Below are 23,597 nucleotides of genomic sequence, written 5' to 3' on the forward strand. Positions count from 1 at the left end.
CACACGTCACGTCGCCACCCACGGCGCACGGCACCTCTGGCGTCAGCAAGGATCGGACGCCGAGCGCTCCACGGCCACCACGTCGGCAAGGAACGCCACGACCGCCTCGCCACGCCCCATGCCGACGAGCTCACGCGGGGTGTGCCAACCGAGCTGCGCGAGCGGCTGGTCGCAGTACCAGCGCGTCGCCGCGGCGACGCCTGACACCACGGCGGCGAGGCGCAGGATCGTGTCGACGCATCCATCTTCGGCAGCGTCATCGGGGGAAGTTTCGAACGAGGTCGCGTTCTCGAGCACGGCGGACTCCTGGGGAAGGATGTGCCGCATCAGCATCGCGTGCACATGTCGTCGCGACGTGGGAATCGCGTCGGTACACGGGCGCACGCGGCGACGCTTGCGGCATCGGGGCCCGCGCTTTATAAAACCTCGAGTCCACTTGAGGTCAAGCGCATGGCGACGACACGCCGCATGCTCGGCGTCGGCGAGGTGTCGCGCCGAAGCGGCCTGCCAGTCTCGACGCTGCATTTCTACGAGCAGCGCGGACTGATCGCGAGCGAACGCAACGCCGGCAACCAGCGCCGCTACGCACCCGAGGTGCTGCGCCGGCTGGCCGTGATCAAGGTGGCGCAGCGAGCGGGCATTCCACTCCACGAACTGCGCGGCTCGCTGGGCCCCTGCGCCTCGGGCGCGCGTCTGGACGCCGCCCAGTGGCGCAAGGTGTCCTCGGCCTGGCGCGACAGCCTCGACGACCGCATCGAGATGCTCGTGCGGCTTCGCGACGAGCTCGATCGCTGCATCGGCTGCGGCTGCCTGTCGCTCACCGATTGCCCGCTGCGCAACCCTGACGACGTGCTCGGCCGTGACGGCCCGGGCGCGCGCATCCTCGAACGCCCTCGGCGCCGTGCCGCCGCGCGCGGCAGGCGCTCAGGCTCCGCCGACTGACACGCTCAGGCGCGGCGACGCATCGTCAGCAATGCCCAGGCGAGTCCCAGGCAGGCCGCGATCGCCGAGGCGAGCAGCACGCCGAGTTTCGCGGCGGCGAGCAGGCCTGCATCGTCGAACGCGAGCATCGCGATGAAGATCGACATCGTGAAGCCGATGCCGCCGAGCAGGCCGACCAGTGTCACGCCGCGCCAGGTCACGCCATCGGGCAGTCGGCACCAGCCGAGGCGCACCGCGATCCAGCTCGCGGCGACGATGCCGACCGGCTTGCCGACCACGAGGCCGATCACGACGCCCGCCAGCACCGTCGATGCCCCGGCATGTGCGAGATCGACGCCACCGAAGGCGACGCCGGCATTCGCGAACGCGAAGATCGGCATGACGCCGTAGGCGACCCATGGATGCAGCGCCGCCTGGACGCGCACGACGGGCGGCAGCAGTTCGCGCTGCGCCCAGCGCAGTCGCCGCACGGGATCGCCCACACCGCTGCCCGCATGCGTACCGACGCCGGTAACGGCGCGCAAGGCGCCGTCGGCCGTGTCGAGCACGACACCGCGTGGCGCGAAGGCATCGACGGGCGTCAGGAGTCCGAGCAGCACGCCCGCGAGCGTGGGATGCACGCCGAGCCAGAGCATGCCGCCCCAGACCGCCGCACCGGGGACGACGTAGACCCAGGCACGGCCGACGCCGATCGCCTGGAGCAGGAACACGCCACCGATGCCGAGTGCGAGCAGGGCGAGGCCTTCGGGCTGCAGGCCTCCCGAGTAGAACAGCGCGATCACGAGCACCGCGACGACGTCGTCGAGGATCGCGAGCGCGAGCAGGAAGATGCGCACGTTGGCCGGCACGATCCGGCCGAGCAGTGCGAGCACGCCGACCGCGAACGCGATATCGGTCGCCATGGGCACGGCCCATCCATCCTGCCCCGGGCCGCCATGGTTCAAGGCACCGAAGATCGCCGCCGGCACGAGCACGCCGCCGATCGCCGCCGCCAGCGGCAGCGTCGCCGAACGCAGGTCGGCCAGCGAACCCTCGTGCATCTCGCGCCGGATCTCCATGCCGACGACGAGGAAGAACACCGTCATGAGACCGTCGTTGACGACCGCGTGCAGCGGGATGCGCAGCACCGCATCGCCGAGGCCCAACGTCAGTGACGCATGCCACAACGCGTCGTAGTAAGAAGCCCAGGGCGAGTTCGCCCACGCAAGCGCAGCGATGGCTGCACACAGCAGCACCACGCCACCGACGGCTTCGACGTGGAGGATGCGATCGATCGCGAGGAAGGCGCGGTCGGCGAGGATCCGCAGGCGCGGAAGATGCGGGGGGAGAGTGGGCATGCGGGCACGCGCTCCGGCGCGGCGGCCCGACCTGCGCTGTCAACCTGCCCGCGCGGCATTGCGCAGGGCACCCGGGGTCATTCTATCGCAGCAGGCATGTCACGGCATCGCACGGCCGCAGGAGTCCCGCCCGCACGCTGGAGTTGATTCAGCGAAGTACCGCCCGCGCAAGCGACTCGGCCTTGGCGGCCGCGGCCTCGATCGAGGCATGCGGTGCATCACGCGGGCGCAGCGAAGCAAGGCGTTGGCCGGACGGATCGCGCACGACGACGGTCACGAGCTCGGCGCCACCGGTCTCCCAGACGCGCACTTCCGCGTCCCAGCGATAGCCGAAGAACTCGCCGGCGAGTTCGCGGCGCTCGAACGTCGGCGCTGCCCCGTGCATCGACGTGTCCGGTACAGCACCGGCTTCGAGATCGTCCTCGGCGGGCGTCATCGACGTGGCGCCACGTGCATCGAAATCCTGTTGCTGCATGACCACGCCGTTCTCCTCGCACGCTTCATGTCTGATTGATCACCGGGCGGCAGCGATGCATCGCACGCGATGCTCGGGCACCGCACGGAGCTTTACCTGCCGCATGGGACGAATGTCGCACGTCGCATCCTGCTCGAAGCTGACTCGACGCCGCGCTACAGACGTTGCTGACCGCGCCCACCGCCGGGCACTAGGATCGTCGTCCCCTGCCGACGGACGCCGCATCAGCCCGCATGCTCTACCTCGGTCTCTTCACCGTCGCCCTGCTCGCCGCGACCCTGCTGCCGATGCAGTCCGAAGCGGTGATGGTCGGGCTGCTCGTCGCAGGCCATCCACCCTGGGCACTCGTCGCGGTCGCGAGCCTCGGCAACGTGCTCGGCTCGACGATCAACTGGTGGCTCGGCCGGGAACTGCAGCGCTTCAGCGGTCGCCGCTGGTTTCCGGTAGGGCCCGAGGCCCTGGCACGTGCGCAGCGCGCCTATGCGCGCCATGGTCGATGGTCGCTGCTGCTGAGCTGGATGCCGATCATCGGCGATCCGATCACGCTCGCCGCGGGCGTCATGCGCGAGCCTCTGCCGCGCTTCCTCGTGCTGGTGGCGATCGCCAAGACCGCACGCTACGTGGTGCTCGCGGTCGCGACGCTGCATGTCCTCTGACCAGCCCCTCCGAACCCGCTCGAACCGACCGGGCGACGTCGCCACGCGTGCGTGACTCCGGGGGAATCGGCCGCTGCGACGCATCCGCGAATGTGACCGCGGTCGCGGGACGGGCCACACGCGACGCGAGTGTGGGCCTTCCATTCACGTGCGTCCCCCTAGGCTTCGCGTGGTGACCCGCGGAGAAGCGACATGCCCCTGGACGAGCTGAAGAACGACGAGATGCCGGCAGCCTCCCTCGACGGCGCCGACGACGAGGGTGCGGAGCGCGTGATTCCCGAGGCGCCGCGCCCCGAACTGGGCGACGTCGCCGACGCGCTCGACGACGCCGCCGCATCACTCAAGGCCGTGGTCAGCGATACGTCGGAGCGGCTCGTCGACGACCTTCGTGCGATCGTGCGCGAGAACCCGCTGCTAACGCTCGCCGCGGTGGGCGGGCTCGCCTACCTCGCCGGCCGCATGCGCCGCTGAGGGTTGGCGCGCGACGCGGTGCCTTTGCACCCGCGTCGCAAGCAGAAGAACGGTCGGCGTCGCGGACCGGCGCCCCACCCTGTTCGCTTGACCGCAGCCTCGCGGCCGGGATGGTCGTCAGTGCGTGTGTGCAGACGTGCTGCCGTGGTGACGCCTCAGCATGCCGATGAGCTGGACCAGCCGCCTGCGTGCGCGCGCCTCGACCGTGGAGTCGGGCCCCTGTCCCCACGGGAACACCTCCAGATCGGCCTCGATCGCATCGACCACTTCATTGCCACGTGGCAGCGTGCGCAGGAGGCACGCCGTGAAAAGGTCCTGCGCGAACAGCAGCCCTTCCAGCTCGTCCATGCGCTCGCGCAAGGCACCGCTCAACGCGGTGATCTCGCGGATCTGGTCGTCGTAGCCCTTCGACATGCCGTACTCCTCCGCTCTCCCGACTGACGGCCGCCGGCGCCCCTGTGAGGGCGATCCTAGCGAACAGGTGAGGGAGAGTCAGCCGTTGCGCGTGAAATCGCCACGCGATGGCCACCATGGCGCAGATCCGCGTCGGGATGCCGCATCGAATGTCCCGATCCGGCGCCGGAATACGTGGGCTTCCTGATGCCTCGGCCCGGGAGCGACGAGCACTTTGCCCGCTCGACGGGTAATGCTGCGCCTCAGGCCGCGCGTGCGCGTATCGACAGGCGCGTGATCGCTTCGCGCGCGAGGTCGCCGAAGCCGTCGCCGCCCGCATCGAGATGAGCGACGATCTGGCGCCGCATGCGCGGCTCCCAGAAGCGCTCGATGTGGCTCACCATGCCGGCGATGCCTTCCTCGCGATCGGGATCGGAGGCGAAGTAGTTGGCGATGTCGTTGGCCATCTGCACAAGGCGTTCGGCGTCCACTGATCAGCTCCGGAGTTCGGTGAGACGTTGGGGATGCGCATAGACGACATGGCCGTCGTCGCGCGCGAAGCCGATCAGGGTGACGCCGGTCGATTCGGCGAGGTGCATCGCGAGCGCGGTCGGCGCCGAGATCGCGGCGAGCAGCGTGATGCCGACGGTCGCAGCCTTCTGCACCATCTCGTAGCTCGCACGGCTCGTCACGACGGCGAAGCCCTGGTCGACGTCGGTGCCCGCGCGTGCCATCGCGCCGATCAGCTTGTCGAGCGCGTTGTGCCGGCCGACATCCTCACGCACGAGCACGAGCTCGCCCGACGCATCGGCCCAGGCCGCGGCATGCGTGGCACCGGTCATCGCCGCGACGGGCTGTGCCGCGCGCAGTGCCGACAGTGCACGCTGCAGGATCGCGCGATCGATGCGCGGCCCCTCGCCGACCGGTGCGGGGTGGCGCACGACGTGCTCGAGCTCCTGCGTGCCGCAGAGGCCGCAGCTGCTGCGACCCGTGAGGTTGCGCTGGCGCAGCGCCACCGCCTCGGCGCGTGCGGCCGGAATCGTCCCGCGCACCTCGATGCCTTCGAGCAGCGTCTCGACTCGAACGCCCGAGAGTTCGCCAGGTGAATCGACGATGCCCTCACTGAGCGAGAAGCCGAGCACGAAGTCCTCGAAGTCGCCCGGCGACGCCATCATGACGACGTGCGGCGTGTCGTTGTAGAGCAGCGCAACCGGCACCTCGGCGGCGATCCAGTCTTCCGTGAGCTCGATGCGGCCGTCGCGCACGCGCCCGACGCGGCGGCGCACGGCGCTCGCATCGGGGGGAGAGGCGATCGCGGAGGCCGCGCGTGTCGTGCCGTTGTCGGCCATGGTCACGGCGACTCCGCGCGCCGGCGGGTCGGCGACGTGGACATCGCCGGGGACGGTAACGGAGGCTTCCGCGACACGCCACCCCGAAGCGTCGTGCTGCGGCGCGCGGGTGGCATACGGTTCAGGCGCGGCGGATCGCGCCGCGCGATCGCGCGGCGCGTGCACGAGGCGATTCACCCGCTCGTGACCGAGTCGCGACGGCGCTCGCGCAGCAGCTGCTGCTGCACGTCGCTGAAGGCCCGGTAGCGCTCCTGCCAGTCGGACGGCTGGCTCACGCGCGTGATCTGCACGGCGGTGACCTTGTACTCGGGACAGTTGGTCGCCCAGTCCGAGTTCTCGGTGGTGATGACGTTCGCGCCCGAGAACGGGAAATGGAACGTCGTGTAGACGACGCCGGGCTGCATGCGGTCGCTGATCGTCGCGCGCAGCACGGTATCACCGGCGCGGCTCGCGATGCCGACCCAGTCGCCGTCGGCGATGCCGCGCTCCTCGGCGTCGTGCGGGTGGATCTCTAGGCGGTCCTCGGAATGCCACATGTTGTTCGGCGTGCGGCGCGTCTGCGCACCGACGTTGTACTGGCTCAGGATGCGGCCCGTCGTGAGGATCAGCGGGTACTTGCCGTTGACCTTCTCGGCGGTCGGCACGTACTCGGTGAGCATGAACTTGCCCTTGCCGCGCACGAACTCCTCGACGTGCATGATCGGCGTGCCGTCGGGTGTGTTCTCGTTGCACGGCCACTGCACGCTACCCATCTCGTCGAGCTTGGCGTAGCTGACACCATGGAAGGTCGGCGTGAGGCGCGCGATCTCGTCCATGATCTGCGAGGGATGCGTGTACGCCATCGGGTAGCCCATCGCATTGGCGAGCAACTGGGTGACCTCCCAGTCGGCGTAGCCGCCGAGCGGCTTCATGACGCGACGCACACGCGAGATGCGGCGCTCGGCATTCGTGAACGTGCCGTCCTTCTCGAGGAAGCTCGAGCCGGGCAGGAACACATGCGCGAACTTGGCCGTCTCGTTGAGGAACAGGTCCTGCACGACGATGCATTCCATCGCCGACAGCGCGGCGGTGACATGCTGCGTGTTCGGATCGGACTGGGCGATGTCCTCGCCCTCGATGTACATGCCCTTGAACTCGCCGTCGAGCGCAGCCTCGAACATGTTCGGGATGCGCAGGCCCGGTTCGTGGTGCAGCTTCGCACCCCAGGCCTGCTCGAACAGCGCGCGCACGCTGCCGTCGGAGACGTGGCGATAGCCAGGCAGCTCGTGCGGGAACGAGCCCATGTCGCACGAGCCCTGCACGTTGTTCTGGCCGCGCAGCGGGTTCACGCCGACGCCGCGTCGGCCGATGTTGCCGGTCGCCATCGCGAGGTTGGCGATGCCCATCACCGAGGTCGAACCCTGCGAGTGCTCGGTCACGCCGAGGCCGTAATAGATCGCCGCGTTGCCGCCGGTCGCGAACAGGCGCGCAGCGCCGCGCACGAGTGCTGCCGGCACGCCGGTCTGCGCCTCGAGCGCCTCGGGCGAACGCGAGGCATCGCCCACGAACGTGCGCCACTTCGCGAAGGCCTCGGGTTCGCAGCGCAGCGCGACGAAGGCCTCGTCGACGAGACCTTCGGTGACGATGACGTGGGCGAGGCTGTTGAGCAGCGCGACGTTGGTGCCGGGGCGCAGCTTGAGGTGGTAATCGGCCTTGACGTGCGGCGTGCGCACGAGATCGATGCGGCGCGGATCGGCGACGATGAGGCGCGCGCCCTGCCGCAGACGGCGCTTCATCTGCGAACCGAACACGGGATGGCCGTCGGTAGGGTTCGCACCGATCACGAAGATGACGTCGGCCTCCATGACCGAATCGAAATCCTGCGTGCCGGCCGACTCGCCGAGCGTCTGCTTGAGGCCGTAGCCGGTCGGCGAGTGGCAGACGCGTGCGCAGGTGTCGACGTTGTTGTTGCCGAAGCCCGCGCGGATGAGCTTCTGCACGAGGTAGGTCTCCTCGTTCGTGCAGCGCGACGAGGTGATGCCGCCGATCGAATCCTGGCCGTAGGTGGCCTGCAGGCGCTTGAACTCCGACGCGGCGTGGTTGATCGCCTCCTCCCACGAGACGACACGCCACGGATCGCTGATGCGCGCGCGGATCATCGGGGTGGTGATGCGGTCCGCGTGCGTCGCGTAGCCGATCGCGAAGCGTCCCTTGACGCAGGAATGGCCGTGGTTGGCCTTGCCGTCGATGTGCGGCACGACGCGCACGATCTCCTCGCCCTGCATCTCGGCGCGGAACGAGCAGCCCACGCCGCAGTACGCGCACGTCGTGATCGTGCTCTGCTGTGCCTGGCCCTTGGCGATGAGCGACTTCTCGCTGAGCGTCGCGGTCGGGCAGGCCTGCACGCAGGCGCCGCAGGACACGCACTCCGAGTCGATGAACGACTCGGCATGGCTCGCCGCGACCTTTGAGTCGAAACCACGACCCTGGATCGTCAGCGCGAACGTGCCCTGGGTTTCCTCGCAGGCCCGCACACAGCGCGAGCACACGATGCACTTGGACGGATCGAACGTGAAGTACGGATTGGACTCGTCCTTGCCGACGAAGCGCTCGTTGGTGCTGCCGTCGGCGTGCTTCGCGAAAACGTGGTTGTCACCCTCGTAGCCGTAACGCACCTCGCGCAGGCCGACCACGCCGGCCATGTCCTGCAGTTCGCAGTGCCCGTTGGCGGGGCACGTGAGGCAGTCGAGCGGATGGTCGGAGATGTAGAGCTCCATGACGCCGCGGCGGATCTCGGCGAGCTTCGCGCTCTGCGTCGTGACCTTCATGCCCTCGCCGACCGGCGTCGTGCACGAGGCCGGATAGCCGCGCATACCCTCGACCTGCACGAGGCACAGGCGGCACGAGCCGAACGCCTCGAGCGTGTCGGTCGCGCACAGCTTCGGGATGCCGATGCCGTTGAGCGAGGCGGCGCGCAGCACCGAGGTGCCCGCAGGCACCCTCACCGTGACGCCGTCGATCTCGAGTTTCACGAGCTTGAGCGTGTCGATCGACTGGACGGTCGGGGCGGGTGTGCCGTAGTCGTGTTCGGCGATGGAACGCATGGTGGCGGTCTCCGTGACGTCGGCGGCGCGTCAGGCGCGCGCGGCTTCGCTGGCGGACGCGCCGGCGACGCGCGGCGCGAAGTCTTCGGGGAAATGGTTGAGCGCGCTGAGCACCGGGTACGGCGTGAGGCCGCCGAGTGCGCACAGCGAACCATTGAGCATCGTGTCGGACAGGCTGCGCAGCAGCGCGAGGTTCTTCTCGCGGTCGAGCGAGGCGCGGATGCGGTCGACCACCTCGACGCCACGCGTCGAGCCGATGCGGCATGGCGTGCACTTGCCGCAGGATTCGATCGCACAGAACTCCATCGCGAAGCGCGCCTGCTCGAGCATGTCGACGCTGTCGTCGAACGCGACGATGCCGCCGTGACCGAGCATGGCCGAGAGCGCCGCGAACGCTTCGTAATCCAGCGGCGTGTCGAACTGCGATTCGGGCAGGTAGGCGCCGAGCGGGCCACCGACCTGCACGGCGCGGATCGGGCGTCCGCTGGCCGAGCCGCCGCCCCAGTCGTAGAGCAGCTCGCGCAGCGTCACGCCGAAAGCCTTCTCGACGAGGCCGCCACGCTTGAGGTTGCCGCCGAGCTGGATCGGCAATGTTCCGCGAGAACGGCCGACACCGTAGTCGCGGTACCACGCCGCGCCGCGCGCGAGGATGTCGGGCACCGAGGCGAAGCTGATCACGTTGTTGATCACGGTCGGCTTGCCGAACAGGCCCTTGAGCGCGGGCAGCGGCGGCTTGAAGCGCACCTGGCCACGCTTGCCTTCGAGGCTCTCGAGCAGCGAGGTCTCCTCGCCGCAGATGTAGGCGCCCGCGCCGAGGCGCACCTCGAGGTCGAACGTACGCCCGCTGCCACGCACGTCGGCACCGAGGATGCCCGCCGCGGTCGCGCGCTCGATCGCCTCGCGGAACAGGCGGAACGCGTGGGGATACTCGCTGCGCAGGTAGACGTAACCCATGGTCGCGCCGACCGCGACGCCGGCGATCGCCATGCCCTCGACAAGCAGGTAGGGATCGCCCTCGAAGATCATGCGGTCCGAGAACGTGCCCGAGTCGCCTTCGTCGGCGTTGCAGACGATGTACTTCCGGTCGGCCTGCGCGCCGAGCACGGTGTTCCACTTGATGCCGGTCGGGAACGCGGCACCGCCGCGCCCGCGCAGGCCCGAGTCGGTCACGGCCTTGACGATGTCGGCGCCGGTCATGCCGAGCGCGGCGTCGAGCCCGGCCCAGCCGCCGTGTGCGGCGTAGGCGTCGAGATCGAGCGGATCGATGAGACCGACGCGGCGGAAGCACAGGCGTTCCTGGTTCGCGAACCACGGGATGTCGTCGGTCGCGCCGAGCGCGAGCGCATGGTCGCCACCGTCGAGGAAGCCCGAATCGAACAGCGAGGCGACGTCGGCCTCGCGCACGGGCCCGTAGGCGATGCGCCCGGCCGGCGTGGCGACCTCGACCAGCGGCTCGAGCCAGTACGCACCGCGCGAGCCGTTGCGCACGAGGTCGATGCCAAGGCCACGCGCCTCGGCCTGCGCCGCGATCGCACGTGCGACGCGTCCCGCGCCGACCGCGAGCGCACTCGAATCGCCGGGCACGTAGACGGTGACGCTCATCGGCGCACCTCGTCGAGCAACGCGTCGAGCGCGTCCGCATCGATGCGGCCGTACACCTCGTCGTCGAGCATCAGAGACGGTGCGCAGGCGCAGTTGCCGAGGCAGTACACGGGCTCGATCGTGAGCGCGCCGTCCGCGGTCGTGCCGTGGAAGTCGACACCGGTACGCTCGAGCAGGCGCACCTCGAGCGCACGCGCGCCCATCGCCTGGCAGGCTTCGGCGCGGCACAGGCGCAGCACGTGGCGGCCCGGCGCGACCGTGCGGAAGTGGTGGTAGAACGAGATCACGCCATGCACTTCGGCACGACTGAGATTGAGTGCTTCGGCGATCAGCGGCACCGCCGCGGGTGGCACATGGCCGAGGCCGTCCTGGATCGCGTGCAGGATCGGCAGCAGCGCGCCGGGCAGATCAGCGAGACGTTCGAGCGCGTCGGCGACGACGCGGCGCGCGTCCTCCGACAACGGCGGTGGCGGCGCGTCCGGCGCGCTCCTGGCGACAGCTAGGCTCATCGATCTTCCGGCTGGTGAGTGGCGGTGGAAGCCTCGCGAGTATGCGCCGGCACGCCTGCGGCAGCTGTTGCGACGCAGCAGCTCGGTGACCTTCCCGGCGCGACCGGAGCACGATGCGCGCGAGCCGCTCCGTCAGGCCATCAGGGGTGACGGGGCCTGTCGGCGCACAGGCTTTCCGCGTGATTTCCGCGACTTCGGATCACGATGCGGATGCGACGCTTTCGCATGCCGCGTAATCAGGGCGAATGCCGCGATCCGAGGTGCCTGCGTGCGCGATGCGTAACAGCTATCGATCAATAGATGGCTTTTATCAAGCTGTCGAAGCGCGCCTGCAGGTCGATTGCCGCCATCGCGCGCAGCGCCGTGTCGACGAGCGGCGGCAACGGGTCGTCGGCACGCACGACGAGGCCGATCGGACGCACGAGTTCGGGCACGATCGGGATCGCGTGGACTTCCTGGCGCAGCTCGAACAGCGACAGCATGCTGTGCGGCACGACGCTGTAGAGGCCCGAGCAGCGCACCTGCGAGTACACGGCGAAGATCGTGTCGGTCTCGACCGCGACGCGCGGCTCGACGCCGGCGTCGCGGAACGTCGCGTCGATCATGCGGCGGTTGTGCATCTCGGGCGTGAGCAGGCACAGCGGCAGCGCGGCGACCTCCTGCCAGCCGATGCTCTCGCGATGGCCGACCTCGCGCGGATCGCGCATGAGCAGCGCGTAGCGTTCGCGGTACAGCGGGAAGCGCCGGAAGCCCGCGAGCAGATCGTCTTCGATATAGGTGAAGCCGATGTCGAGCTCGAACGTGTCGAGCTCGCGCACGATCTGCTCGCCGCTGCGCGAGCGCACGAGCATCGTGGTCTGCGGCCACTGCTCCTGGAACGGCGCGGTCAGCAGTGGCACCACCGGCATGGTCGTCGGGATCGCACCGAGGCGCAGCTGGCCCGCGAGCGTCGTGCTCGCCGATGCGGCGTCCTGGCGCAGTACCGCGCACTCGGCGAGCACGCGCTGTGCGCGCGGCAGAAGGCGTTCGCCGTCGGGCGTGAGGCCGCTGTAGCGCTGGCCGCGCTGGACGAGGGCGACGCCGAGATCCTCCTCGAGCTTGCGGATCGCCGCCGACAGCGCCGGCTGCGAGACGCCGCAGGCCTCGGCGGCGCGCGCGAAGTGATGCTCGCGCGCGAGCGTGACGAAGTACTCGAGCTGGCGGATCAGCATGGCCTCACGTCCTCGGAACGCGCCGGCGTTCGTGCGGGCGCGGCCAGCGCGCGAGCGCCTCGCGCGTGCGTTGCCGGCCCATCTCGATCGCGCACTCGGCGCGGTGGAAATCGTAGAACGTGCAGATGTTGCGCGGAATCGTGATGACGAGGTCGGGCGGCTGCGCGGCGAGCTTGAGGCGCGTGATCGTCTCCTGCACGGTGTCGAGCGAACGCGAGAACAGGTCGAGCATGCCGGGCTCGCGCACGCGTGCCGCGGCGCGCTGCTGGCGTCGCTCGAGCAGCGAGCCGAACAGGCGACCGACGCCGCGCGCGGGCGGCTCGCCGGCATGGTCGGGCATGCCGCCCGACGCGGCGGGCTCGGCACTGCCGATCGGTTCGGCCGGACCGTTGACGTCGACCGCGATCGTCGCGTCGGTGAGGTCGCGCAGGGTCGGCGACACCGGCAGCGGATTGAGCAGGCCGCCGTCGACCAGCAGGCGTCCCTGGTAATGATGCGGACGGAAGATCGTCGGGATCGCGATCGAGGCGCGGATCGCGTCGAACAGCGGCCCGCGCGAGAACCACACCTCACGCTGCGCATCGAGATCGACCGCGACAGCCGTGAAGCTGACCGGCAGCTCCTCGATGTCGATGTCGCCGATCAGCTCGCGCATGACGCCGATGATGCGGTCGCCCTTGATGAAGCCGCCGCCGCTGAGCGTCCAGTCGACGAGGCGGAACACGTCAAGGCGTGCGAGCGGCTTGACCCAGTTGCGGTAGGCCTCGAGCTTGCCGGCCGCGTAGACGCCGCCGATCAGCGCGCCCATCGAGCTGCCCGCGATCGAGCGGATGTCGAAGCCCTGCGCGAGCAGCTCCTCGATGACGCCGATGTGCGCATAACCGCGCGCACCGCCCGAACCGAGCACGAGCGAGAGCTGCGCGGGACGCAGCGGATCGTCGTGCGCAGCGGTGGTCTCCGCGATCACGACAGGCCTGTGCGCGCCGGCGTCACGCCGCGCCCTGGTACGAGCCGATCGCGAGCTGCAGCAGGATGCGCATCTCCTCGCGCAGCGACACCGGTGCGACCACCTCGGCATCGGGGCCGTACTTGAGCACGTCCATGAGCAGCTCGCGCGAATTGCTGTAGGGCACCTTCAGCTCGTAGCGGCCGTCGGGCAGCCACTGGCCCTGCTGCTGCGAATGCCATTGCTCGTCGGCGACCCAGCGCGAGGCGTGCTCGGAGAAGCGCAGCGTCGCCCAGGCTTTCGGCGCGCCCGAGAAGATGCCGTAGCTCGAGGCGAGGTGGTTGTCGAGCTCGGCGACGTCGCGGTCGAGCGCATCGGCGTCGATCGCGTGCGTCGAACGCATGCGGTCGAGTGCGAAGCTGCGCAGCGCCTCGCGGCCGTGATCCCAGGCGTCGAGGTACCAGTTGTCGCGGTAATGCGTGAGGCGCTGCGGCGAGACTTCGCGCGTGGTCAGCGAATCGGTCGTGCGTGCGCGGTACTCGAAACGCAGGCGCTTGCGGTTGACGAGCGTGCCCGCCACGGTGCGGAACACGGCCTGGTCGAGCGTGCGTGCCGCGCTCGCGATGACACGGATGCGATCGACCGGCAGCGCCCGACCGCTGGCCTGGTCCGACAGCAGGCTCTCGATGCGTGCGCGGAACGGCGCGAGCGCACCGGCGAGGATGCCCGGATCGGAACGCCCGAGCAGTTCGTTGAGCGCGAGCAGCGCGGCGAGCTCCTCGCTCGTGAGCCACAGGCCGGGCAGCTCGAAGCGGTCGCCTTCGTCGGCGGCGTAGCGGATCGCGGCATTGTCGGGATCGCTCTCGATCGGCGCGCCGAGCGCGTCGCGCAGGAACGCGATGTCCCGGTACATCGTGGCGCGTGAACAGCCGAGTTCGTCCTGGATGCGCGTGTGCGCGACCGGATAACGGGCGGACTTGAGGATGCGGTGAAGGGTGAGGATGCGCTCGTAACGGTCCATGGGCGCTGCGTGAGGGAGACGGCGATCGACGCGCGAGTGTGGCATATCCCCGCAAGCGTTCGATGCGCATGGCGCCAGCCGGCGCACCGCGATCGTATGCAGGCCGCCGCGCTTGTCGGCAGGGCTGACAGGAGCCGGCCCATGGCCCGTCCCGCGCAACGCGTCACAACTCATTCAAGGAACAAGATATTGAATGTTTTCATTCACAGGAATAGGATGACCCCCATCAGGAGAATGCGATGCTCGAAATCGCCACCACCACCGGACACCCCGTCGAGAACACGCGCGCACGCGTGCTGACCCAGGCCGTCGTCGAGACCGCACGTCGCCTCGAACTCGGCTCGACCGATCTGCGCCACATCATCGGCACGAGCCAGCCGAGCGCCTCGCGCCTGCTCAACGGCAAGCTCGCCCTGCGCGAGGGCGGCAAGGAGTGGGAGCTGTCGACCCACCTCGTGCGCCTGTACCGCTCGCTCGCCTCGCTCGTCGGCGGCAACGACGAACTCGCACGCGAGTGGTTGCGTTCGCCGAATCGCGCACTCGGCGACGAGACGCCGATCAAGGCGATCCGTCGCGTCGAAGGCCTGTTGCATGCCTGCGAATACCTGGACGCCCACCGCGCTCGCGTCTGAGTGGCGCGACTGGCGTCGCAGCGGCTGGCGCGCGGTCGAAGCCCAGCACGCCGTCGCGACGATGCAGCTCGCGCGCGGCTCGCTGGCCGACCAGGCCGTGCTCGAGGACATCCTCGACGAAGCCAAGCCGCGCCTGCCGCCCGAGGCCGAAGGCCTGCACTGGCTGCTCGCGACACCGTTCCGCTACTGGCCGCAGCCGGGCGGCTCGCGCTTCCGCCGCCGTACCGATCCCGGCGTGTTCTATGGTGGCGAGGACCGCGAGACCGCCTGCGCGGAATCGGGTTACTGGCGCCTGCGCTTCTGGCTCGACAGCGAAGGCCTGCGCGAACGCCCCACGTCGGTCGCGCTGACGCTGTTCGAGTTCCACGCCGCGACGGAGCGCATGCTCGACCTCACGGAACCTCCGCTGCTCGCCGACCGCGAGGCCTGGATGGATCCCGTCGACTACACGCGCACGCAGGCGTTCGCGTCGACCGCGCGTGACGCGGGCGCCGAGGCGATCCGCTACGCCTCGGTACGCCACGCGGGCGGTTTCTGTGTCGCCCTGATGCACCCGTGCGTGTTCCGCGCGGCGACCCGCGCCTACCGCGACCACAAGCAGACCTGGAACCTCGTGCTGCAGCCGCCCGACCTCGTCGTCTGGCAGCGCGAGATCGTGCGCGAGACCTTCTCGTTCCGCTTCCCGTCCTGACGACGCGCAGCGCGTGGGTCCGCCGGACCACGATGCCGGCGAGGCCTCATGGCCAGGCAATACCGGCGCATCGGCGCACGCACCGGCTGGCATCGCGCCGCTCGCCACGCAGCATGTCGACGCGACGCAAAGCACCCGCGATGGACGTCGTGCTCGACCGCTCCAGCGGACCCTACCGGGTCGGGGCGACATGCGGCCGGGCGAGCGCATTCCATGCGCAGCCTCCGCGATCTCCCAAGCTCGATGCGACGAAGGGACGTTCACTTGCCGTTGCAAACCTGAACGGTACCTTTCGCGCGTTGCACCGCAGCACGAGTGCGCGTGCGCGCTCCGACGACAGAACAAGAGGACATCCGATGAAGACGATCCCCCTTTTGGCGAGCGCCCTGCTCGCCGCCGTCCCGCTCGCCGCCTCGGCGCAGCAGGCTTCCACCGACGGCACGTGGTCCGGCAGCGGCGAACTCGGCTTCGCGCTGACCCGCGGCAACACCAAGTCCGAGAACCTCAACGCCAAGCTGCAGTTCAAGAAGGAAGACGAGGTCTGGAAGCACAACTTCTACCTCAACGCCCTGCGCAGCAAGGGCGAAGTCGCCGGCACGTATGACATCACCGCGAACCGCTATGACGTGGGCGTGTCGTCGGGCTACAAGCTCGACGAGCGCAGCTACATTGTCGGCGCGGCGCGTTACGAGAACGACGACTTCTCGACCTACGAGTACCAGTCGATCGTGTCGCTCGGCTACGGCTACACGGCGATCAAGAACGAGCGCACCGAGCTGTCGATGGAAGTCGGCCCCGGTTACCGCCGCACGCAGAAGCGTCCGTACATCGAGAATGTCGGCGAACCGCCCGTGCCGACGCTGATGGACCCGGATGCGGACGGTCAGGCGGTCGGTCGCGGCCTGATCTCGTTCAAGCACCAGTTCACGCCGACCACCGCGTTCGAGAACATCACGCTCGTCGAAGCGGGCTCGGACAACACGTTCGTGCAGAACGACGCCGGCCTCGCCGTCAGCATGAACAGCAAGCTCGCATTGAAGGTGGGTTATCAGGTTCGCCACAACACCGACGTGCTCGTCGGCACCGACAAGACCGACCAGCTGCTGACGACCAATCTCGTCTACAAGTTCTGATCGCGTCGCGGAAACGCGAGGCGTGACCACGACGGGGCCTTCGCGGCCCCGTCGTCGTCTCGGGTATCGAGGGCCTCAGTGCGCGGCGAGGATCTCGCCCGCACCACGCGCCATGAGCATCGTGGCGACCTCGTGTCCGAGGGCCTCGCCGCCATCGTCGCCGACCGCCTCGGCCTCGGCTCGCACGAGGCGACCGGTCGTGGCGTCGCCGACCATGCCGTACAGCAGCAGGCCGGTTTCGGTCTCGACGCAGTAGCCGGCCACGGGCACGTGGCAGGAGCCGTGCAGCCGCAGGTTCATCGCGCGCTCGGTCTCGACACAGCGTCGCGTGTCGATGTCATCGAGCGGGACGAGCAGCTCCGCGACGATCGCGTCGCCGAGACGCTGCTCGATCGCGATCGCGCCCTGCGCCACCGCGGGCAACCAGTCCGGCGCGACGAGTCGTGAACGGATGCGTGCGCCGAGCGCGAGGCGGTCCAGCCCTGCGCAGGCGAGGATGATCGCGTCGTACTCGTCGGCATCCAGGCGCGCGAGGCGCGTGTTGACGTTGCCACGCAGGTCGGCAAGGCGCAGATCGGGACGCAGCGCGCGCAACTGGGCCTGGCGCCGCAACGAGGACGTGCCCACCCTGGCGCCTTCGGGCAGCTGGTCGAGCCGCTCCCAGGCGTTGCTGACGAATGCATCGGCGGCGTCGGCGCGTTCGAGCACGGCGCCGATCGAGAAACCCGGCTCGAGCGCCATCGGCACGTCCTTGTACGAGTGCACGGCGATGTCCGCGCGCCCCTCGAGCATCGCGACCTCGAGCTCCTTGAGGAACAGCCCCTTGCCGCCGATGTCGGCGAGCGGACGATCGAGGATGCGGTCGCCGCGCGTGGTCATCGGCACGAGTTCGACCTCGAGCCCCGCGTGCGCCGCACGCAGCAGCGCGGCGACGTGCTCGGCCTGCCACAGCGCGAGCGCACTCTGACGTGTCGCAATGCGCAGCCGCCTCACAGCGAACGCACCAGCTTGCGCAGGCCAGGCAGGTTGCGCCGGCTCACCTCGAGCGGTTCGGACACGCGCTCGAGCTTCGCGAACACGCGCCCGTCGGTCGTGCGCGAGAGGCCGGCGAGGCGGTCGAGCGCGACGAGGCAATTGCGGTGGATGCGCACGAAGCGCTCCCCGAACTCGGTTTCGATGGTCTTGAGCGGTTCTTCGATGAGCACGTCGTTGCCGGCGTAATGCACGTTCACGTATTTGTCTTCGGCGAGCAGGTAATCGATCTCGGCCACGGGCACGAGCACGAGGTTGCCACGCACGCGCGCGCACAGGTGGCTGCGCTGGCGCGGCGCCTCGGCCGGCGTCGCATCATCGAGCGTGCGCAGCGCATCGCGCGAGAAGCGCCTGGCGCGCGCGACCGCATTGCGCAGGCGCTCGGCACGCACGGGCTTGAGCAGGTAGTCCACCGCGTTCGCATCGAAGGCGGCGAGCGCATGATCGTCGTAGGCGGTGCAGAAGATGATCGCGGGCGCGGTCTCGAACGAGGCGAGGTGGCGTGCGACCTCGAGTCCGTCCATGCCGGGCATGCGGATGTCGAGCAGGACGAGGTCGGCTCGCGTGCTCTCGATCGTGCCGAGCGCGGCGACGCCATCGCCGGCCTCGCCGACCACGTCGACGTCGGCGACTTCGGCCAGCAGCGCGCGCAGGCGTTCGCGCGCCAGCGGTTCGTCATCGACGACGACGGCTTTCATGGATGCTCCTCGACGGGCAGGCGCACGGTCACGGTGAAGGAACCCCGCGCGGGCTCGACGACGAGCGCGCCCCGGGTGCCGAAATGGTACTCGATGCGTGCACGCACGCTGCCCAGCGCATGCGCGTTGCGCGGCTGGGCCGAATCCTCCGGGCACGGGTTGCGCACGATGATCTCGACGAATCCCGCCCCGCGCCGCCCGGATATCCCGACGAGCCCGCCGGCAGGCAATCGCTGGATGCCGTGGTAGACCGCGTTCTCGACGAGCGGTTGCAGCAGCAGGGGTGGCAACGGCAATTCGCGCGGCAGCATCGCCGTATCCATCGCGACCTCGAGGCGTTCGCCGAGGCGCAGGCTCTCGATGCGCAGGTAGTGGCCGACGAGATCGAGCTCCTCCCCGAGCGTGCCCATCGTCTCGCGCGCGCCGAGCGCGGCGCGGAACAGGTCGGACAGATCCTCCACGGTGCGCTCGGCCTCGGCCGGACGCGTGCGGATGAGGCTCGCAATCGTGTTCATGCTGTTGAACAGGAAATGCGGGCGGATGCGCGCCTGCAAGGCGTCGACCTGCGCCTTCGCTGCCGCGCGCACGCGCTCCTGCCAGAGTTCGCGCACATAGAGGTAGCGCAGCAAGGCGGCTGCGATCAGCGCACAGATCGCGGCATTGCGTGCAGCGAAGCGCAGCACGCTGCCCGGCGCCGACAGTCCGAGCCCGAGTGCCTGGTCGATCGAATGGACCGCCGCACTGCCGAGCGCGGTCGTGACGATCGCGAGCAGCCACGCGACCGTGAAACCGATACGCGTGGGCCAGCGCTCGAGCACGTCGCGCAGCGAGCACAGCACGACGGCATTGAGCAGGGCCAGCCACTGCACGAAGACACTGGCGATGCCGAGTCGGCCCAGCACGCCCTCCCGCGCAGGAGCTTGCGGTGCCAGCGCGAGCACGAGCACGACGAGTTCGGCCACGACCATGACCGCGAACAGCGTCGGCGCGCTGCAGAACCGCGGCAACCAGCGCTGCCCGGCAACCTCGCCCATCGCCCCCTCCTTGCCTGCGCGACCGCGGCGAGTATGCCGCACGCGCGGATCAGCCGGCGAAGCGGCGCGTGAGCCAGCCGCGCAGGTCGACGATCTCCTCGGCGCAGACCTGATGGGCCATCGGGTAGCTGTGCCAGTCGGGCCGGTAGCCGAGGTCGCGCAGCAGATCGCGGGTCATGAGGCCCAGCGCCTGCGGCACGACCGGGTCGGCGCTGCCGTGGCCGATGAAGACCGGCACGTCGGCATTGGCGGCGGCGCGTTCGGCCGGCAGCTTGAGGTGCAGCGGAAGATAGCCCGACAGCGCGACGATGCCGCCGAGCCGCTCCGCATGGCGCAGCCCGGCGGACAGCGCGATGGCGGCACCTTGCGAGAAGCCCGCGAGAATGACGTTCGACGCCGGCACGCCACGTTCGGCCTCGCGGGCGACGAGCGCCTCGACCTGCGTGATCGACGTGCGGATGCCTGGCTCGTCCTGCTTCTGTGCGAGTTCCATGCCCGTGATGTCGTACCACGCGCGCATCGGCACGCCGCCGTTGACGGTGACGGGACGCACGCGCGCATGCGGGAACACGAACCGGATCGGCGGCCAGTCACGCGCGACGAGCTCGGGCACGATCGGCTCGAAATCGTGGCCGTCGGCGCCGAGACCGTGCAGCCAGACGATCGACCAGCGCGGGGTATCGCCCGTGGTCGCTTCCACGCAGGGCAAGGTCATCGGCAGGCTCCCCGGAAAAGCCGCAAGGCTGCACGATCGATGCGGGAATGCCAAGCGCGGCGCTGACTTCCGGCGCATGGGGCGGGCCGGCGGCAGCGGGTATGCTTGCCGTTTTCGCGCCTGGGGAGTCGCCACCGATGCATCGTCTCGCTCTCGCCGCAGCCGTCGCGCTGCTCGGCTTCGTCGCCGCGCCGGCCCATGCCGTGACGCTCGAACAGGCGATGGCCGATCCCGACTGGATCGGCCCTCCCGTCGAAACCCCGTACTGGAGTGCCGACGGCAAGACGATCTACTACGCGCTCAAGCGCAACGGTTCGACGATCCGTGACCTGCGCCGCATCGCGCCCGACGGCAGCGGCGACGCCGTCGTCGAGCCGGCCGCCATGGCCGATGCCGATGCATCCGGCACGGTGTTCGATGCGCAGCGCAAGCGTGCCGCATTCGTGCGCAACGGCGACGTGTTCGTGCGCGACCTCGCCAGCGGACGGCTGCTGCAGGTCACGAAGACGCCGCAGCCCGAAGCCGCACCGCAGTTCTCGGCCGACGGCCGCGCCCTGCAGTACCGCTCGGGCAGCGACTGGTACGTGCACGACTTCGCCGCAGGCGTGTCGGGCCCGGCCGCGATCGTGCGCACCGAGAGGGATCCCGACGCGAAGAAGCCCGACGACCTCGGCGAGCTGCAACTGCGCCTGTTCTCGACGCTGCGCACGCTCAAGGCCGACCGCGAGGCGAAGAAGGCCAACGAGGAGGCGTACCAGAAAGGCGATCCGACGCGCGCGCCGCTGCCGTTCTTCCTCGGCGACGACGTGCGCGTGCAGCGCAGCTGGCTCTCGCCGGACGGCCGTCACCTGCTGCTCGCCACCGCGCCGAAGGGTTACGAGGCCGGCCACGTCGCCAAGCTGCAGCGCTACGTGACCGAATCCGGTTACGAGGAGCAGGAGGACGAGCGCGTCCGCGTCGGCCGCAATGCGCCGGCACCGCACACGCTGTGGCTGCTCGACCTCGCCGCGCACACGCAGGCCAGGCTGGCTTACGCAACGCTTCCTGGCATCGGCGACGATCCGCTGGCCAAGGTGCGTGCCGAAAACGCGAAGAAGCGCGAGGCCGCGGAGAAGTCCGCCGGCACGAAGGACACCGCGTCGAAGAAGGACGCCGACGCGAAAAAGGACAAGAAGGACGCCAAGGCCGAGCGCGCGCTGCTGGTCATGGACGTCGAGTGGGCACCCGACGGCCGCGAGGTCGCCGTGCAGCTCGAGTCGGTCGACAACAAGGACCGCTGGATCACCACGGTCGACTTCGCGAAGAAGGCGCTCGTCACGCAGCACCGCCTGACCGACGAGGCCTGGATCAACTGGAGCTTCAACACGTTCGGCTGGACGCGTGACAGCCGCACGCTGTGGTACCTGTCCGAGGAGAGCGGCTACTCGCACCTCTACGTCAAGGCGCCCGGCGCGAAGGCGAAGGCACTGACCTCGGGCGCGTTCGAGATCTCCGATCCGGTCGAGTCGCCCGACGGCCGCTGGTTCTACGTGCGTTCGAATGCCGAGGCGCCGTATGCGTACGACGTCTACCGCGTCGCGACGAGCGGAGGCGCGCTCGAGCGCGTGACCCACGTGCAAGGCCTCGACGATTTCGCGCTGTCGCCGGACGGCCGCTCACTGGCCGTGCTGCAGTCGACCTCTTACGTGCCGTCGCAACTCGCCGTGCATGCGGTCGACGGCGGCGGCAGCGCACGCGTGCTCACCGACACGCGCACGCCCGAGTACAAGGCGCTGACGTGGCCGAAGCTCGAGATCGTCGGCGTGCCGTCGTCGCACCAGAAGAAGCCGGTCTGGTCGAAGCTCTACAAGCCCGCGGATTTCGATCCGTCGAAGAAGTACCCGGCCGTGCTGTTCGTGCACGGCGCCGGCTACCTGCAGAACACCGAGCTCGGCTACCCGAACTACTTCCGCGAGCAGATGTTCCACAACATGCTCACCGAGCAGGGCTATGTCGTGCTCGACATGGACTACCGCGCCTCGGCCGGCTACGGCCGCGACTGGCGCACCGCGATCTACCGCCAGATGGGCCATCCGGAACTCGAGGACCTCGTCGACGGCGTGAAATGGCTCACTGCCGAACACGGCGTCGACCCCGCGCGCGTGGGCGTGTATGGCGGTTCGTACGGCGGCTTCATGACGCTCATGGCGATGTTCCGCGAACCCAAGGTGTTCTCGGCCGGCGCCGCGCTGCGCCCGGTGACCGACTGGACTTCGTACAACCACGGCTACACGTCGAACATCCTCAACACGCCGCAGGACGATCCGATCGCCTACGAGCGCTCGTCGCCGATCGAGTACGCCGAAGGCCTCGAGGGCGGCCTGCTCATCGCCCACGGCATGATCGACGACAACGTGCTGTTCCAGGATTCGGTACGCCTGTACCAGCGCCTCGTCGAACTGCGCAAGGACGATTTCGAACTGGCCGGCTACCCGCTCGAACGCCACGGCTTCGTCCACGCCGACGCGTGGTACGACGAGTACAAGCGCATCTGGAAGCTGTTCGAGCGCCGCCTCAAGCCCTGAGGCCGGCGCGACGACGCACGGCGGCGAGCGTCGCCGTGCGTCACGCGTTTCAATACGGCGGGTAGCGCTCGAGGAACGCCTCGACATCGGCGCCGTACGCATGGAAATCGAGGCCCCGCACGCCGGCGAGATCGTCGGCGAGCTGCGTGATCACGTCACGCAGCTCCAGCGCCTCGAGCCACCGTGCCGGGATCACGCCCGGGCCGTGCCAGGCGCCGAGGATCTGCCCCGCGATCGAACCGGTCGAGTCGCTGTCGCCGTCGTGGTTGACCGCGCGGACCAGCGCCGCCTCGAACGACGGCGCGACGAGCGCGCAATAGATCGCGATCGCGAGCGCCTCCTCGGCGATCCAGCCCTGGCCGAGCCGCCGGATCGCCACGTCGCTCGGCAATGTGCTTGCCGCGAGCTCGCGCGCGAGGCGCACCGCCGCGAGCGTCTCGGCATGGTCATCAAACGTGACCAGCTGCTGGCAGGCGCGGTCCAGCGCAGCATCCAGGCCCTGTCCTGTGACGAGGTGCGCGACGATCGCCGCAAGCATCCCCGCCGGCAACTGCCCCGTGGGATGACCATGGGTCAGCGCGGCGCACGCGATGCCGAATGCGAAGGCATGCTCCGCGCCGTGCATCACGCCGATCGGTGCCGTGCGCATCACGCCACCGCAGCCCTTGCTGTCGTTGCGCGCACCGCCCTCGCGGTACGGCTCGCGCAGCGCCGACAGGCAGGTGATGCCCGGCGCGCGCGCGGCATGCAGGTCACGCTGAGCGATCAGCCATCCGGTGTCGTCGGACGGCACGCGCGTCTCTTCCTGGGTCGTCAGCCAGCGTTGGTAGGCCAGCCATACCATGTGCGGCAGGTTGCCGATGCCCTTGAGCGAACCACGCGCCCAGCCACGCAACACGCCTTCGACGGTGAACAGCGTCATCTGTGTGTCGTCGGTGATCGCGCCGGGCTTGCCGTACGCAGGCGCAAAATCGACGATGCCAAGTGCGCCGAACGTGGCGCGGATACGCTCGAGGCTCATGAACTCGACCGGCGCGCCGAGCGCATCGCCGACCGCGCCGCCAAGCATGCAGCCGCGTGAACGTGAGGTCAGGTCCATCGTG

General features: G+C 69.4%; 24 protein-coding genes. 7 read left to right on the plus strand and 17 right to left on the minus strand.

Annotation, left to right across the window (positions count from 1 at the left end):
• Nucleotides 1–42 precede the first annotated feature (42 nt).
• A complete protein-coding gene (locus tag ACQQ2N_RS01900; protein WP_440223980.1) occupies nucleotides 43–327 on the minus strand; it encodes a hypothetical protein in 285 nt (94 codons plus the stop codon).
• A 141-nt stretch (nucleotides 328–468) separates the two neighbouring features.
• Here ACQQ2N_RS01900 and soxR point away from each other — a divergent pair, with 141 nt between their 5' ends.
• Nucleotides 469–942: a redox-sensitive transcriptional activator SoxR gene (soxR, locus tag ACQQ2N_RS01905; protein WP_440223981.1), complete on the plus strand. Its 474-nt coding sequence runs from the start codon at nucleotides 469–471 to the stop codon at nucleotides 940–942.
• 5 nt (nucleotides 943–947) lie between these two features.
• On the opposite strand, the gene nhaA is transcribed toward soxR, so the two are convergent.
• Both nhaA and ACQQ2N_RS01915 read right to left on the minus strand, forming a co-directional pair.
• Nucleotides 948–2,279, minus strand: a complete 1,332-nt coding sequence (gene nhaA, locus ACQQ2N_RS01910; RefSeq protein ID WP_440223982.1) for a Na+/H+ antiporter NhaA — start codon at nucleotides 2,277–2,279, stop codon at nucleotides 948–950.
• A gap of 148 nt (nucleotides 2,280–2,427) precedes the next feature.
• Nucleotides 2,428–2,760, minus strand: coding sequence for a hypothetical protein (locus ACQQ2N_RS01915; protein ID WP_440223983.1), 333 nt, complete (start codon nucleotides 2,758–2,760; stop codon nucleotides 2,428–2,430).
• Nucleotides 2,761–2,987: 227 nt separating this feature from the next.
• On the opposite strand from ACQQ2N_RS01915, the gene ACQQ2N_RS01920 reads away from it, so the two are divergent.
• A complete protein-coding gene (locus ACQQ2N_RS01920) occupies nucleotides 2,988–3,410 on the plus strand; it encodes a YqaA family protein (RefSeq protein ID WP_440223984.1) in 423 nt (140 codons plus the stop codon).
• A 192-nt stretch (nucleotides 3,411–3,602) separates the two neighbouring features.
• Complete coding sequence (locus ACQQ2N_RS01925; protein WP_440223985.1) at nucleotides 3,603–3,881, plus strand: hypothetical protein; 279 nt, start codon at nucleotides 3,603–3,605, stop codon at nucleotides 3,879–3,881.
• Between the two features lie 117 nt (nucleotides 3,882–3,998).
• Here ACQQ2N_RS01925 and ACQQ2N_RS01930 read toward each other — a convergent pair whose 3' ends face one another.
• The 9 genes from ACQQ2N_RS01930 to ACQQ2N_RS01970 form a co-directional block, all read right to left on the minus strand.
• The gene (locus tag ACQQ2N_RS01930) at nucleotides 3,999–4,295 is read right to left on the minus strand and encodes a hypothetical protein (protein ID WP_440223986.1); all 297 of its coding nucleotides are present in this window, start codon (nucleotides 4,293–4,295) and stop codon (nucleotides 3,999–4,001) included.
• Nucleotides 4,296–4,537: 242 nt separating this feature from the next.
• On the minus strand, nucleotides 4,538–4,765 hold the full coding sequence (locus ACQQ2N_RS01935) for a formate dehydrogenase subunit delta (protein WP_440223987.1): 228 nt from the start codon (nucleotides 4,763–4,765) through the stop codon (nucleotides 4,538–4,540).
• 3 nt (nucleotides 4,766–4,768) lie between these two features.
• A complete protein-coding gene (gene fdhD / locus ACQQ2N_RS01940) occupies nucleotides 4,769–5,623 on the minus strand; it encodes a formate dehydrogenase accessory sulfurtransferase FdhD (protein ID WP_440225700.1) in 855 nt (284 codons plus the stop codon).
• Between the two features lie 173 nt (nucleotides 5,624–5,796).
• Nucleotides 5,797–8,706 carry a formate dehydrogenase subunit alpha gene (gene fdhF, locus ACQQ2N_RS01945; protein WP_440223988.1) on the minus strand — a complete coding sequence of 970 codons (2,910 nt, stop codon included), beginning with the start codon at nucleotides 8,704–8,706 and terminating at the stop codon, nucleotides 5,797–5,799.
• A gap of 30 nt (nucleotides 8,707–8,736) precedes the next feature.
• Nucleotides 8,737–10,308 carry a formate dehydrogenase beta subunit gene (locus ACQQ2N_RS01950; protein ID WP_440223989.1) on the minus strand — a complete coding sequence of 524 codons (1,572 nt, stop codon included), beginning with the start codon at nucleotides 10,306–10,308 and terminating at the stop codon, nucleotides 8,737–8,739.
• The gene (locus ACQQ2N_RS01955) at nucleotides 10,305–10,817 is read right to left on the minus strand and encodes a formate dehydrogenase subunit gamma (RefSeq protein ID WP_440223990.1); all 513 of its coding nucleotides are present in this window, start codon (nucleotides 10,815–10,817) and stop codon (nucleotides 10,305–10,307) included. Before ACQQ2N_RS01955 ends, ACQQ2N_RS01950 begins: the two co-directional genes overlap by 4 nt.
• A 293-nt stretch (nucleotides 10,818–11,110) precedes the next feature.
• Nucleotides 11,111–12,028 (minus strand): LysR family transcriptional regulator, encoded by a 918-nt coding sequence (locus ACQQ2N_RS01960; protein ID WP_440223991.1) that lies wholly within the window; start codon nucleotides 12,026–12,028, stop codon nucleotides 11,111–11,113.
• A 4-nt stretch (nucleotides 12,029–12,032) separates the two neighbouring features.
• Nucleotides 12,033–12,995: a patatin-like phospholipase family protein gene (locus ACQQ2N_RS01965; RefSeq protein ID WP_440223992.1), complete on the minus strand. Its 963-nt coding sequence runs from the start codon at nucleotides 12,993–12,995 to the stop codon at nucleotides 12,033–12,035.
• 22 nt (nucleotides 12,996–13,017) lie between these two features.
• Nucleotides 13,018–13,995: a helix-turn-helix transcriptional regulator gene (locus ACQQ2N_RS01970; RefSeq protein ID WP_440223993.1), complete on the minus strand. Its 978-nt coding sequence runs from the start codon at nucleotides 13,993–13,995 to the stop codon at nucleotides 13,018–13,020.
• A gap of 239 nt (nucleotides 13,996–14,234) precedes the next feature.
• Here ACQQ2N_RS01970 and ACQQ2N_RS01975 point away from each other — a divergent pair, with 239 nt between their 5' ends.
• The 3 genes from ACQQ2N_RS01975 to ACQQ2N_RS01985 all read left to right on the plus strand — a co-directional run bounded on the left by ACQQ2N_RS01975 (nucleotide 14,235) and on the right by ACQQ2N_RS01985 (nucleotide 16,451).
• Nucleotides 14,235–14,627: an MbcA/ParS/Xre antitoxin family protein gene (locus ACQQ2N_RS01975; RefSeq protein ID WP_440223994.1), complete on the plus strand. Its 393-nt coding sequence runs from the start codon at nucleotides 14,235–14,237 to the stop codon at nucleotides 14,625–14,627.
• Nucleotides 14,587–15,318 carry an RES family NAD+ phosphorylase gene (locus tag ACQQ2N_RS01980; protein ID WP_440223995.1) on the plus strand — a complete coding sequence of 244 codons (732 nt, stop codon included), beginning with the start codon at nucleotides 14,587–14,589 and terminating at the stop codon, nucleotides 15,316–15,318. Before ACQQ2N_RS01975 ends, ACQQ2N_RS01980 begins: the two co-directional genes overlap by 41 nt.
• A 356-nt stretch (nucleotides 15,319–15,674) precedes the next feature.
• Entirely contained in the window at nucleotides 15,675–16,451 is a 777-nt protein-coding gene (locus ACQQ2N_RS01985; protein ID WP_440223996.1) for a DUF481 domain-containing protein, read from the plus strand.
• 75 nt (nucleotides 16,452–16,526) lie between these two features.
• Here ACQQ2N_RS01985 and hemC read toward each other — a convergent pair whose 3' ends face one another.
• Genes hemC through ACQQ2N_RS02005 form a run of 4 tightly spaced genes read right to left on the minus strand, consistent with a single transcriptional unit; the run spans nucleotide 16,527 to nucleotide 19,930 of the window.
• The gene (hemC, locus tag ACQQ2N_RS01990) at nucleotides 16,527–17,444 is read right to left on the minus strand and encodes a hydroxymethylbilane synthase (protein WP_440223997.1); all 918 of its coding nucleotides are present in this window, start codon (nucleotides 17,442–17,444) and stop codon (nucleotides 16,527–16,529) included.
• Nucleotides 17,441–18,181, minus strand: coding sequence for a LytR/AlgR family response regulator transcription factor (locus ACQQ2N_RS01995; protein WP_440223998.1), 741 nt, complete (start codon nucleotides 18,179–18,181; stop codon nucleotides 17,441–17,443). Before ACQQ2N_RS01995 ends, hemC begins: the two co-directional genes overlap by 4 nt.
• Nucleotides 18,178–19,215, minus strand: coding sequence for a sensor histidine kinase (locus tag ACQQ2N_RS02000; RefSeq protein WP_440223999.1), 1,038 nt, complete (start codon nucleotides 19,213–19,215; stop codon nucleotides 18,178–18,180). Before ACQQ2N_RS02000 ends, ACQQ2N_RS01995 begins: the two co-directional genes overlap by 4 nt.
• Before the next feature lie 49 nt (nucleotides 19,216–19,264).
• The gene (locus tag ACQQ2N_RS02005) at nucleotides 19,265–19,930 is read right to left on the minus strand and encodes an alpha/beta hydrolase (protein ID WP_440224000.1); all 666 of its coding nucleotides are present in this window, start codon (nucleotides 19,928–19,930) and stop codon (nucleotides 19,265–19,267) included.
• 137 nt (nucleotides 19,931–20,067) lie between these two features.
• Here ACQQ2N_RS02005 and ACQQ2N_RS02010 point away from each other — a divergent pair, with 137 nt between their 5' ends.
• A complete protein-coding gene (locus tag ACQQ2N_RS02010; RefSeq protein WP_440224001.1) occupies nucleotides 20,068–22,494 on the plus strand; it encodes a S9 family peptidase in 2,427 nt (808 codons plus the stop codon).
• A gap of 49 nt (nucleotides 22,495–22,543) precedes the next feature.
• On the opposite strand, the gene ACQQ2N_RS02015 is transcribed toward ACQQ2N_RS02010, so the two are convergent.
• Nucleotides 22,544–23,593 carry an ADP-ribosylglycohydrolase family protein gene (locus ACQQ2N_RS02015; protein WP_440224002.1) on the minus strand — a complete coding sequence of 350 codons (1,050 nt, stop codon included), beginning with the start codon at nucleotides 23,591–23,593 and terminating at the stop codon, nucleotides 22,544–22,546.
• Nucleotides 23,594–23,597 lie beyond the last annotated feature (4 nt).

It is taken from the genome of Dokdonella aquatica (assembly GCF_051987395.1).
GTDB lineage: Bacteria > Pseudomonadota > Gammaproteobacteria > Xanthomonadales > Rhodanobacteraceae > Dokdonella.